General features: G+C 60.9%; 11 protein-coding genes. All 11 read left to right on the forward strand.

Features of this window, described 5'->3' with window-relative positions:
* Positions 1-3: 3 nt before the first annotated feature.
* Genes CHR90_RS09605 through nuoN form a run of 11 tightly spaced genes read left to right on the forward strand, consistent with a single transcriptional unit; the run spans position 4 to position 12,675 of the window.
* A complete protein-coding gene (locus CHR90_RS09605; RefSeq protein WP_094408787.1) occupies positions 4-1,182 on the forward strand; it encodes an NADH-quinone oxidoreductase subunit D in 1,179 nt (392 codons plus the stop codon).
* The gene (nuoE, locus tag CHR90_RS09610; protein ID WP_094408788.1) at positions 1,179-1,808 is read left to right on the forward strand and encodes an NADH-quinone oxidoreductase subunit NuoE; all 630 of its coding nucleotides are present in this window, start codon (positions 1,179-1,181) and stop codon (positions 1,806-1,808) included. Before CHR90_RS09605 ends, nuoE begins: the two co-directional genes overlap by 4 nt.
* Complete coding sequence (gene nuoF, locus CHR90_RS09615; RefSeq protein WP_094408789.1) at positions 1,808-3,094, forward strand: NADH-quinone oxidoreductase subunit NuoF; 1,287 nt, start codon at positions 1,808-1,810, stop codon at positions 3,092-3,094. Before nuoE ends, nuoF begins: the two co-directional genes overlap by 1 nt.
* A 15-nt stretch (positions 3,095-3,109) precedes the next feature.
* Positions 3,110-5,188: an NADH-quinone oxidoreductase subunit NuoG gene (gene nuoG / locus CHR90_RS09620; protein WP_094408790.1), complete on the forward strand. Its 2,079-nt coding sequence runs from the start codon at positions 3,110-3,112 to the stop codon at positions 5,186-5,188.
* Positions 5,181-6,194, forward strand: coding sequence for an NADH-quinone oxidoreductase subunit NuoH (gene nuoH / locus CHR90_RS09625; RefSeq protein WP_094408791.1), 1,014 nt, complete (start codon positions 5,181-5,183; stop codon positions 6,192-6,194). The genes nuoG and nuoH overlap by 8 nt, the downstream gene beginning before the upstream one ends.
* Positions 6,195-6,228: 34 nt before the next feature.
* Complete coding sequence (nuoI, locus tag CHR90_RS09630) at positions 6,229-6,717, forward strand: NADH-quinone oxidoreductase subunit NuoI (protein WP_094408792.1); 489 nt, start codon at positions 6,229-6,231, stop codon at positions 6,715-6,717.
* 9 nt (positions 6,718-6,726) lie between these two features.
* A complete protein-coding gene (locus CHR90_RS09635; RefSeq protein WP_094408793.1) occupies positions 6,727-7,341 on the forward strand; it encodes an NADH-quinone oxidoreductase subunit J in 615 nt (204 codons plus the stop codon).
* 1 nt (position 7,342) lies between these two features.
* Positions 7,343-7,651, forward strand: coding sequence for an NADH-quinone oxidoreductase subunit NuoK (gene nuoK / locus CHR90_RS09640; RefSeq protein WP_094408794.1), 309 nt, complete (start codon positions 7,343-7,345; stop codon positions 7,649-7,651).
* Positions 7,652-7,658: 7 nt separating this feature from the next.
* Positions 7,659-9,668 (forward strand): NADH-quinone oxidoreductase subunit L, encoded by a 2,010-nt coding sequence (gene nuoL, locus CHR90_RS09645; RefSeq protein WP_094408795.1) that lies wholly within the window; start codon positions 7,659-7,661, stop codon positions 9,666-9,668.
* Between the two features lie 3 nt (positions 9,669-9,671).
* Positions 9,672-11,204, forward strand: a complete 1,533-nt coding sequence (locus CHR90_RS09650; protein ID WP_094408796.1) for an NADH-quinone oxidoreductase subunit M — start codon at positions 9,672-9,674, stop codon at positions 11,202-11,204.
* A 16-nt stretch (positions 11,205-11,220) separates the two neighbouring features.
* The gene (gene nuoN / locus CHR90_RS09655; protein WP_094408797.1) at positions 11,221-12,675 is read left to right on the forward strand and encodes an NADH-quinone oxidoreductase subunit NuoN; all 1,455 of its coding nucleotides are present in this window, start codon (positions 11,221-11,223) and stop codon (positions 12,673-12,675) included.
* The last annotated feature ends 28 nt before the right edge of the window (positions 12,676-12,703 follow it).

Genomic DNA, 12,703 nt, shown 5'->3' on the forward strand with positions numbered 1-12,703 from the left:
GCCATGACCGACGTTAAGATCGAAAACTACACGATGAACTTCGGGCCGCAGCATCCGGCGGCCCACGGTGTGTTGCGCCTCGTCCTTGAAATGGACGGCGAAGTGGTGGAGCGCGCCGATCCGCATATCGGCCTGCTGCATCGCGGCACCGAAAAGCTCATCGAGTATAAGACCTATACCCAAGCGCTGCCGTATTTCGACCGGCTGGACTATGTGGCGCCGATGAACCAGGAGCATGCCTTCGCGCTGGCGACGGAACGGCTGCTGGGCATCGAGGTGCCGAAGCGCGCGCAATATATCCGCGTGCTGTTCAACGAAATCGGGCGCATCGGTAATCATCTGCTGAACCTGACGACCTATGCGCTGGACGTCGGCGCGCTGACGCCGATCCTCTGGGCGTTTGAAGAGCGCGAAAAGGTGATGGAGTTTTATGAGCGCGTTTGCGGCGCCCGTCTCCATGCCAATTATTTCCGCGTCGGCGGCGTGCATCAGGATCTGCCCGCTGGGCTGCTCGACGATATTGCCGCCTGGGTCGATCATATGCCGGCGCTGCTGGACGATGTTGAAGGTCTGCTGACCAACAACCGCATCTTTAAGCAGCGCACGGTGGATATCGGCGTCATCACGGCGGACGAATGCTATGCCTGGGGCATGACCGGTCCCGTGCTGCGCGCGTCGGGCATTCCGTGGGATCTGCGCAAAAGCCAGCCCTATGAAGTCTACGGCGAGCTGGATTTCGATATTCCCATCGGCAAGAACGGCGACTGCTACGACCGTTACCTTGTGCGGATCGAGGAAATGAAGCAGTCGCTGCGGCTGATCAAGCAGTGCATTGCGCGTATTCCTGATGGCCCTGTCATGACGACGGATGGCAAAGTCGGCGCGCCGAAGCGCACGGCGATGAAGCAATCGATGGAAGCGCTGATCCATCACTTCAAGCTCTATACCGAAGGCTATCACGTCCCGGCAGGCCAGACTTACGCCGCCGTGGAAGCGCCGAAGGGCGAGTTTGGCGTTTATCTGGTCGCCGATGGCACCAATAAACCCTATCGCTGCAAGATCCGCGCGCCGGGGTTTGCCTTCCTGCAAGCGATGGATTTCCTCGCAAAAGGCCACATGCTGGCCGATGCCGTGGCGATCATCGGTTCGCTGGATATCGTTTTTGGTGAGATTGATCGATGAGCAGCGCCCCCATTCCCGCCCATATGGTCGAGCCGACCGAGTTCAGCTTTTCGGCTGAAAACCAAGCCTTGGCCAAAAAGATCATCGCGAAATATCCGGCAGGCCGCGAAGCCAGCGCCGTGATCCCGCTGCTCGACGTCGCACAGCGCCAAGCGGGTGGCTGGTTGCCGCGCGTGGCGATGGATCATGTTGCCCAGGTGCTGGGGATGCCGCCGATCCGCGTTTACGAAGTCGCCAGCTTCTACACGATGTTCAACCTAAAGCCGGTGGGGAAGCATTTCGTGCAGGTTTGCACGACGACGCCGTGCTGGTTGCGCGGCTCGGACCAAGTGGTCCATGCCTGCAAGAAGGAACTCGGCATCGATCTTGGCGAAACCACGGCGGACGGCGAGTTTACGCTGATCGAAGTGGAATGCCTCGGCGCTTGCGTGAATGCGCCGATGGTGCAGATCAACGATGATTTCTACGAAGATCTCGACGAAGCCAGCACCACCAAAGTGCTACAAGCGTTGAAGGCCGGGCAGAAGCCGAAGGTTGGGCCGCAGATCGGCCGCAACTACGCCGAACCGGTGACCGGCCTGACGACGCTGACCGATCTTCCTGCCGGTAAGAAGGAGCCGTCGTAATGTTGCGCGACCAAGACCGGATTTTCACCAATCTCTACGGCCAGGGCGATTTCGGCCTGGCGGGCGCACGGGCGCGCGGCGATTGGGATGGGACCAAGGCGATCCTGGAAAAGGGCCGCGACTGGATCATCGACGAAACCAAGAAGTCGGGCCTGCGCGGGCGCGGCGGGGCGGGGTTTTCCACGGGGATGAAGTGGTCCTTCATGCCCAAAACCTCCGACCGGCCCCATTACCTCGTCGTCAATGCCGATGAAGGCGAACCGGGCACCTGTAAAGACCGCGAAATTATGCGCCACGACCCGCATAAGCTAGTCGAAGGCTGTTTGATCGCCTCTTTCGCCATTGGCGCCAAGGCTTGCTACATCTACATTCGTGGCGAGTTCTGGTCGGAAGGGAACAACCTTCAGCGCGCCATCGACGAAGCCTATGAAGCAGGGCTGATTGGCAAGAATGCCTGCGGGTCGGGTTGGGATTTCGATCTCTATCTGCATCGCGGCGCCGGGGCCTATATCTGCGGCGAAGAAACCGCGCTGATCGAGTCGATCGAAGGCCGTAAAGGCCAGCCGCGCCTGAAGCCACCGTTCCCGGCGGGTGCGGGGCTGTACGGCCTGCCGACGACGGTGAACAACGTCGAAAGCATCGCTGTGGTGCCGACCATCCTGCGCCGGGGCGCGGAATGGTTCGCGGGCATCGGTCGTCCGAATAACACCGGCACGAAACTCTTCTGCATCTCGGGGCATGTGAACACGCCCTGCACCGTGGAAGAGGAGATGGGGATTCCGCTGAAGGACCTCATCGAAAAGCATTGCGGCGGCGTACGCGGCGGCTGGGATAATCTGCTGGCGGTCATCCCCGGCGGCTCCTCCGTCCCAGTTCTGCCGAAGACCACCTGCGATACCGTGCTGATGGATTTCGACAGCCTGCGCGCCGAGCGCTCCGGCCTTGGTACGGCGGCGGTGATCGTGATGGATAAATCCACCGACATCGTCAAAGCCATCGCCCGCCTGTCGAAATTCTACATGCACGAAAGCTGCGGCCAGTGCACGCCGTGCCGCGAAGGCACCGGCTGGATGTGGCGCGTGATGGAACGCATGGTCAAGGGCCAGGCCGACATCGGCGAAATCGACATGCTGGAAGAAGTGAGCCGCCAGATCGAAGGGCACACCATCTGTGCGCTTGGGGATGCGGCGGCCTGGCCGGTCCAGGGTCTCATCCGTCATTTCCGGCCGGAAATGGAAAAGCGTATCCGCGATCGCCAAGGCGTCGCAGCGCAGGCAGCGGAATAAGGGGCGAGTAGCGCTATGCCAAAACTCACAGTCGACGGCATTGAGGTCGAAGTCCCGGCAGGGGCGACCGTCATGCAGGCCTGCGAGGCCGCCGGAAAGGAAATTCCGCGCTTCTGTTATCATGAACGGCTGTCCATCGCGGGCAACTGCCGCATGTGCCTCGTGGAAATGGAAAAGGCGCCGAAGCCGATTGCCTCCTGCGCCATGCCGGCGGGCGACAATATGGTCATTAAGACCGATACGCCGTTGGTGCAAAAGGCGCGCAAGGGGGTGATGGAGTTCCTGCTCATCAACCACCCGCTCGATTGCCCGATCTGCGATCAGGGCGGCGAGTGCGACCTGCAAGATCAGGCGATGGCCTATGGCCGTGACGGCTCGCGCTTTGAAGAAAACAAGCGCGCCGTGCCGGACAAAAATTTTGGCCCGCTGATCAAGACCTTCATGAACCGCTGCATCCATTGCACGCGCTGTGTTCGCTTCATCTCCGAAGTGGCAGGCGAGCCGGATTTGGGCGCGACGGGGCGTGGCGAACATACGGAAATCGGCACCTTCATCGAAAAGGCCGTTAGCTCCGAACTGTCGGGCAATGTCATCGACCTCTGCCCGGTCGGCGCCTTGACGTCGAAGCCCTACGCCTATGCCGCCCGCCCGTGGGAGTTGCGCAAGACCGAATCGGTCGATGTGCTGGACGCGGTCGGTGCCAATATCCGCGTCGATGTGCGCGGCGGCGAAGTGCTGCGCGTGTTGCCGCGCCTCAATGAAGACATCAACGAAGAATGGCTGGCTGATAAATCGCGCTATGCCGTCGATGGGCTGAAGAAGCGGCGCCTGGATCGCCCGTATGTGCGGAAGAACGGCAAGCTGGTCGCGGTCGATTGGGCGGAAGCCCTGTCGGTGGTCGCGCAGAAGCTGACCCAGACGGCGTCGCAGAAGATTGCTGCCCTCGCAGGCGATCTCGTCGATGCCGAAAGCGCCTTCGCGCTGAAGCAACTGCTGACCGGCCTTGGCGTGACCAGCCTCGACTGCCGCACCGATGGCGCGGCTATCGGCGGCGGGGCACGGGCAGGCTATCTGTTCAACACCACCATCGCCGGTCTCGAACAGGCCGATGTGGTGCTACTGATCGGCACGAACCCGCGCTGGGAAGCACCCTTGCTGAACGCGCGCCTGCGCAAGCGCTACCTGACCGGAGCGCTGACGGTGGCATCGGTCGGGCCGGAAGTCGATCTGACCTATACGGTCGAAGACCTGGGCAATGATCCGCAAGTGCTGGATTCGCTGCTGGAAGGCACGCACCCCTTCGCCGAGGTGCTGCGCGCGGCGAAAAACCCCGTCGTCATCATCGGCATGGGCGCACTGGCCCGCGCAGATGGCGCCGCCCAACTGGCGGCAGCGCGCGGCATTGCCGAAGCCTACGGCATGGTCCGCGATGGCTGGAACGGTTTCAACGTGCTGAACACGGCCGCAGGCCGCGTCGGGGCGCTCGACCTCAATTTCCTGCCGCAAACAGGGGGCCGCGATCTCGCCGGTATTCTGGCGGGGGCCGCCTCGGGTGAGGTGGACGTCGTTTACCTGCTCGGCGCCGATCTGGCCGATACGAGCGCGCTGAAGAACGCTTTCGTGATCTACCAAGGTCATCACGGCGATAGCGGCGCGGAAGTCGCCGATGTAATCCTGCCGGGCGCTGCCTATACCGAGAAGGACGGTACTTACGTCAATCTCGAAGGCCGGGCACAGCGGGCGCAGCGGGCGACCTTCCCGGTCGGCGATGCGCGCGAAGATTGGAAGATCGTCCGTGCTTTGTCGGCCTTGACCGGGAAAGTGCTGCCGTTCGACAGCATTGCTGAACTGCGGGTGCTGCTGGCGCAAACCGCGCCGAGCTTCGCGGCAATTGGGCAGGTGGTTCCGGCGGCCTGGGGGCCGTTCGGCACGGCGGGGGCGATTAACGCCGCCCCGTATCGCTTCCCGATTTCCGATTATTACCGGACCGATCCGATCAGCCGCGCCTCGGAAACGATGGCCAAATGTTCGGCTCTGTTCGTTCATGGGCGTCAGCCCGACGATCTGCTGGAGCGGGTTGGGACCTATGGTTGATTTCTGGCAGGATTACGCGCTTCCGGCGGCGATCATCGTCGCCAAGATTGTCGCGATCATTGTGCCGCTGCTCGTCGCAGTGGCCTATCTCACCTATGCCGAACGCAAGGTTCTGGCCGTCATGCAGTTGCGCCGGGGGCCGAACGTCGTCGGTCCCTTCGGTCTGTTGCAGCCGCTGGCGGACGGGCTGAAGCTGCTGCTGAAGGAAACCATCATCCCCGCCGGGGCGAACCGCGTGCTGTTCGTCATGGCGCCGATGCTGACCTTCATTCTGGCGATGCTGGCTTGGGCGGTTATTCCGGTCGATAAGGGCTGGGTTCTGTCCGACATCAACGTCGGCGTGCTCTACCTCTTTGCGATTTCGTCGCTCGGGGTTTACGGCATCATCATCGCCGGTTGGTCGTCGAACTCGAAATATTCCTTCCTCGGCGCGCTGCGCTCTGCGGCGCAGATGGTGTCTTACGAAGTCTCTATCGGCCTCGTGATCATCACCGTGCTGCTCTGCGTCGGCTCGCTGAACCTGTCGAAGATCGTGGAAGCGCAGAAGACCGTGTGGTTCTTCATTCCACTGTTCCCGATGTTCATCATCTACTTTATCTCTGCCCTGGCCGAAACGAACCGCTCGCCGTTCGATTTGCCGGAAGGGGAGTCGGAACTCGTCGGCGGGTATTTCACCGAATATTCGTCGATGACCTTCGCCCTGTTCTTCTTGGGCGAATATGCCAACATGATCCTGATGTCGGCGATGGGGTCGATCCTGTTCCTCGGTGGCTGGTTGCCGCCGCTCGACATCGCACCGTTTAACTGGATCCCCGGCCCGATTTGGTTTGCGCTGAAGATCAGCCTGCTGCTGTTCGGGTTCCTGTGGGTCCGCGCCACCTTCCCGCGCTTCCGCTACGATCAGTTGATGCGTCTCGGTTGGAAGATTTTCCTGCCGTTCTCGCTGTTCTACGTGGTTCTCGTCGCCGGGGTGCTGGTGGCGTTCGATTGGTTGCCGACGCCGTAAGGCGCGCGCGCAGTAATGAGGGAGTGATCCAGTCATGGCATCCTTAGGCGCGACCGCGCGGAGTTTCCTGCTTGCCGAGCTTGTCTCGGGCATGGCGCTGACCTTCAGCTACATGTTCAAGAAGAAGGCGACGGTTAACTATCCCTACGAAAAGAGCTACATCAGCCCGCGCTTCCGGGGTGAGCATGCGCTGCGCCGCTACGCCAACGGCGAAGAGCGCTGCATTGCCTGCAAGCTCTGCGAAGCGATTTGCCCGGCGCAGGCCATCACTATCGAAGCCGAACCGCGCGACGACGGTAGCCGCCGGACGACGCGCTACGACATCGATATGACGAAATGCATCTACTGCGGCCTGTGCCAAGAGGCCTGCCCGGTCGATGCCATTGTCGAGGGGCCGAACTACGAGTTCGCCACCGAGACGCGCGAAGAGCTTTTCTATAATAAAGCCAAACTCTTGGCGAACGGCGATCGGTGGGAAGTTGAAATTGCCGCCAATATCGCCGCTGACGCGCCGTATCGGTGAGATCCCGTCATGATTTTGCAAACCCTTGCCTTCTATCTCTTCGCGTCGATTTGCGTTGCATCGGGCGTGATGGTGATTTCGTCGAAGAACCCGGTTCACGCGGTTCTCTATCTGATTTTGGCTTTCTTTAACGCGGCGGGCCTGTTCGTCCTGATGGGTGCCGAGTTCTTGGCAATGCTGCTGATCGTCGTCTATGTCGGCGCGGTCGCGGTGCTGTTCCTCTTCGTCGTTATGATGCTCGACATCAATTTCGCGGAATTGCGCCAGGGCTTCTTGCAGTATCTGCCCATCGGCGGGCTGATCGGCTTTATCCTGCTGATCGAACTGCTGCTGGTGTTGGGGTCGTGGGCGGTTTCGCCCGACGCCGGATCGGCGCTGGTGGCGAGTGCAGCGAACGTCGGCGGGCCAACCAATGCTCATGCGCTCGGGCGGCTGATCTATACCCATTACGCCCTTCTGTTCCAAAGCGCGGGGCTGATCCTGCTGATCGCCATGATCGGTGCGATTGTGCTGACGCTGCGCGAACGGGTAGGCGTGAAGCGGCAGAATGTCGCCCGCCAGATCGCGCGCCGCCGCGACGAAGCGGTTGCCGTTGTTAAAGTCGAGTCGGGGAAGGGGATTTAACATGGTGATCGGCCTCGATCATTTCCTCACCGTCGCCGCCATTCTGTTTACGCTGGGGATCTTCGGCATCTTCCTGAACCGGAAGAACGTCATCGTCATCCTCATGTCGGTAGAACTGATGTTGCTGGCGGTGAATATCAACCTCGTCGCCTTCTCCACCCATTTGCAGGATCTCGCCGGGCAGGTCTTCGCCCTGTTCATCCTGACCGTTGCTGCGGCCGAAGCCGCCATCGGCCTTGCGATCCTGGTCGTCTACTTCCGTAATCGCGGCACGATTGCGGTTGAAGACATCAACATGATGAAGGGCTGATCCCGCGATGTATGCCGCCATCGTCTTTTTGCCGCTGATTGCGGCAATCCTGGCCGGTTTCGGGGGCCGCGTGCTCGGGGATCGTGGATCCCAGCTCGTCACCACCGTTGCCGTGTTTATTGCCGCCATCCTATCGTGGGTAACCTTCATCGAGGTTGCGGGCGGGGCGCCTGTGAAGACCGTCGAGCTGCTGCGCTGGATCGACGTCGGGTCGCTCGACCTGTCGTGGGCGCTGCGCATCGACGCGCTGTCGGCGACCATGCTGATCGTCGTCACCACGGTTTCGGCCTGTGTGCATCTTTATTCCATCGGCTACATGGAAGAAGATCCCGCCAAGCCGCGCTTCATGGCCTACCTCAGCCTTTTCACCTTCTGCATGCTGATGCTGGTGACGGCCGATAACCTCGTCCAGATGTTCTTCGGTTGGGAAGGCGTCGGTCTTGCGTCCTATCTGCTGATCGGCTTCTGGTATCAAAAGCCCTCGGCCAATGCCGCCGCGATCAAAGCCTTTGTCGTCAACCGCGTGGGTGACTTCGGCTTTGCCCTTGGCATCTTCGGCATCTTCTTGCTGTTCGATACGGTGAATTTCGACGGTATCTTCCAAGGCTCGCTGGCCATGAAGGATAAAACCTTCATGTTCCTTGGGATGGAAGTGCATGCGCTGACCACCATCTGCGTGCTGCTCTTCATCGGCGCGATGGGCAAATCGGCGCAGCTTGGCCTGCACACTTGGTTGCCGGACGCGATGGAAGGCCCGACGCCGGTGTCGGCACTCATCCATGCGGCAACCATGGTCACCGCCGGGGTCTTCATGGTCTGCCGCATGTCGCCGCTGTTCGAACTGGCGCCGAGCGTGCTGGCCCTGGTGACGATTGTTGGCGCGAGCACGGCTTTCTTCGCGGCGACCGTCGGGCTGACCCAGACCGACATTAAGCGCGTGATCGCTTATTCGACCTGCTCGCAGCTCGGCTATATGTTCTTCGCCGCCGGGGTTTCGGCCTATGGCGCCGCTATGTTCCACCTGATGACGCACGCTTTCTTCAAGGCGCTGCTGTTCTTAGGGGCGGGCTCGGTCATCCATGCGATGCACCACGAGCAAGACATGCGCAACATGGGCGGCCTCGCCAAGCACATTAAAATTACCTATGCGCTGATGTGGATCGGCACGCTGGCCCTGGTCGGTATTCCGCCCTTCGCCGGGTTCTTCTCGAAGGATATCGTGCTGGAATCGGCTTTCGCCGCCCACAGCCAAGCGGGTACTTATGCCTTCGTTCTAGGCACCATCGCCGCTTTCCTGACGGCCTTCTACTCGGGTCGTCTGACCTTCCTGACCTTCCACGGCACGCCGCGCTGGGCGGATCATGGGCATCACGGCCATGATGATCACGCGCATGCCGCTCACGGTCACGATGATCACAATCATGATCATCACGGTCATGGTCACGCCCATACGCCGCATGAATCGCCGATCGTTATGCTGATCCCGCTGTTCGTGTTGGCGATTGGCGCCGTCGTCGCGGGTTATCTCGGCTATAACGCCTTCGTCGGTGATGGGCGGGAGCATTTCTGGGGCGAAACTCTCTCGAACGCCTCGGGCCGTGATACGCTGCATCACGCCCATGACGTACCGACCTGGGTGAAGCTGCTGCCGCTGGTGATGGGCGTGTCGGGGCTGGGGCTGTCGTGGGTCTTCTATGTTAAGGCGCCGCATCTGCCCAACCAGGTCGCGACCGGGTTCCGGGGGCTCTATCAGTTCTTCCTGAACAAATGGTTCTTCGATGAACTCTATGACCTGATCTTCGTGCGCCCGTCGCTCTGGCTTGGCCGACTGCTGTGGAAGCGCGGCGACGGCACCATCATCGACGGTTTCGGCCCGAATGGGGTGGCCTCGGTCACCGTCTTCCTGTCGCGCCGGGCCTCGGTGCTGCAGTCGGGCTACGTCTATCATTATGCGTTCGCCATGCTGATCGGGCTTGTTGCCCTGGTAAGCTGGTATCTCTTCTCGCGGAACGGGTGATCCATGACCGGGCTACCGCTACTTTCGCTGGTCACGTTCCTGCCGCTTGCGGGCGTGGTTCTGATCTTCCTGCTGCGCGGGGAGGAGTCCAAAGTTGCCGCACAGTCGCGCTGGATTGCGCTGCTGACGTCGCTTTTCGTCTTCGCCCTTTCGCTGCTGCTGTGGACGGGCTTCGATAAGACCAATCCGGGCTTCCAATTCGTCGAAAAGCTGAACTGGCTGCCGGGCACCGGGGTTAGCTATCACGCTGGGATCGACGGCATCTCGCTGTTCTTCGTCCTGCTCTCGACCCTGCTGACGCCGATTTGCATCCTGTCGAGCTGGGAAGCGGTCGAAAAGCGCGTAAAGGAATATATGCTGGCTTTCTTGGTCCTTGAGACCCTGATGGTCGGCATGTTCGCCGCGCTCGATCTGATTACTTTCTACATCTTCTTCGAAGGTGTGCTGATCCCGATGTTCATCATCATCGGGGTCTGGGGCGGCCAGCGGCGCGTTTACGCGGCCTTCAAGCTGTTCCTCTATACGCTGGCCGGGTCGGTGTTGATGCTGGTCGCTATCCTGGCGATGTATTGGGATGCGGGGACCAGCGATATTCCGGCGCTGCTGAAGCATAGCTTCCCGGTCGGGATGCAAACGTGGATGTGGCTGGCTTTCTTTGCCTCCTTCGCGGTGAAGGTGCCGATGTGGCCGGTGCATACGTGGCTGCCCGATGCGCACGTCGAAGCGCCGACCGCTGGATCGGTCATCCTGGCGGGGGTGCTGCTGAAGATGGGGGGCTATGGCTTCCTGCGCTTCTCCATCCCAATGTTCCCGCACGCGACCGAATTCTTCACACCGCTGGTCTTCACCCTGTCTGCCGTGGCCGTCATCTACACCTCGTTGGTGGCGCTGGCGCAGGAAGACATGAAGAAGCTGATCGCTTATAGCTCCGTCGCTCACATGGGCTTCGTGACGATGGGCCTGTTTGCGCTGAACCAGCAGGGCATCCAGGGCGCCGTTTTCCAGATGCTAAGCCACGGAATTGTCTCCGGCGCGCTCTTCCTCTGCGTCGGCGTCGTCTATGATCGGCTGCATACTCGCGAGATCAACCGGTATGGCGGGCTTGCGGAAAATATGCCGAAATATGCCCTGGTCTTCCTGTTCTTCACCTTCGCGACCATCGGTCTGCCGGGGACGAGCGGGTTCGTTGGCGAATTCACCATCCTCGTCGGCTCCTATATCGCCAATACATGGGTGACTTTCTTCGCCGCGACCGGCTTGGTTCTGGGGGCCGCTTACTCCCTGTGGCTGTATCGCCGCGTGGTGTTCGGTAAGCTCGAGAAGGCCGATCTGAAGCTGTTGCCGGATCTGTCGGCGCGCGAAGTGCTGACGTTTGCCCCGCTGGTGATCCTGGCGCTCTGGATGGGCATCTACCCGGCGTCCTTCATGGACCCGATGGCCGGTTCGGTCGAACTGCTGGTCAAAAACTATAAGGCCGCCCTGGCCGCTGCCGAGCCGCTGTCGTTGACCGGCACGCTGCTGGCCTGGGTGCAGTAAGGGGATTGAGGGAAAGATGAGCATCGTTCTAGACAAAGCCGAACTGGCGATCGTCGTCCCCGAACTCTTCCTGGCCTTAGCGTCGCTGGTGCTGTTGATGGCCGGGGCGTTCAGCAAAGGGCAGCGGGCCGTGCGCGGCACGACGGTGGGGGCGCTGTTTGCCTTCGCCGTGACTGCCCTTTTCGTGGTGCTCTTGCCCTATGGCGATAGTGGCCGCGTAGCGTTCAATGGGCTGATCCACGTCAGCGCCTTCACGGCCTTCTTGAAAGTGCTGATCCTGCTCGGTTCGGCCCTAGCGCTGGTCTTGTCGACCGACTTCTTCGAGAAGGAGAAGATCGCCCGCTTCGAATATCCGGTGCTGGTGGTCCTGGCCACGGTCGGCATGCTGTTGATGGTCAGCGCCTCCGACCTAATGACCCTCTATATGGGTCTCGAAATGCAGTCGCTGGCACTCTATGTCATCGCCTCAATCCATCGCGACAATGCGAAATCGACGGAAGCGGGCCTCAAGTACTTCGTGCTCGGCGCTCTGTCCTCGGGCCTGCTGCTCTACGGGATTTCACTGGTCTACGGTTATGGTGGCAGCACGAACTTTACGCTGCTGGCCCCGCAACTAACCGATCATCCGCCGACGGGCGTTGTCATCGGCCTTGTCTTCGTCATCGCCGCGCTGGCCTTCAAGGTTTCCGCCGTGCCGTTCCATATGTGGACGCCGGATGTGTACGAAGGCGCGCCGACGCCGGTCGCGAGCTTCTTCGCCGCTGCGCCGAAGGTTGCCGCGATGGGGCTGCTGGTCCAGGTGCTGACCGGACCGTTCGGGGGCATGGTCGCCCAGTGGCAGCAGGTGATTGTTTTCGTCTCTATCGCCTCGATGGTTTTCGGCTCGGTTGCCGCGATCAATCAGAAGAACATCAAGCGCCTGATGGCCTATAGCTCCATCGGCCACATGGGCTTCACCCTGGTCGGTTTGGCGGCGGCGAATGCCGATGGTATCCTGGGGGTGCTCGTCTATCTCGCCGTTTACGTCGTCATGGGTCTCGGCACCTTCGCCTGCATCATTGCCATGCGTGTGAAGGGGCAGGCGGTGGAGAATATCGACGATCTCGCCGGCCTGTCGCGCACCCAGCCGCTGGTTGCCCTGGCCTTGGCGTTATTCATGTTCTCGATGGCCGGGATTCCGCCGCTCGCGGGCTTCTTCTCGAAGTTTTACGTCTTCCGGGCCGCGGTGCAGGCCGATCTTTTTGCGCTGGCAATCATTGGTGTTCTCGCCAGCGTCGTTGGGGCCTTCTATTACCTGCGCGTGATCAAGGTCATGTACTTCGATCAACCGTCGGTGACCTTCGATAAGATGGCCCCGGGCGTTGCCCTGGTAGCGGGCAGCACCTGCCTTGTCACGCTGTTGTTCTGGGTCTATCCGTCGGCAGTGATTTCGACGGCGGCGCGCGTTTCGGCCCTCGTGATCGGGGGCTGATCTGTCGGCTCTAACTTTACCGCCCGGG

The organism is Elstera cyanobacteriorum (genome assembly GCF_002251735.1).
Lineage (GTDB): Bacteria > Pseudomonadota > Alphaproteobacteria > Elsterales > Elsteraceae > Elstera > Elstera cyanobacteriorum.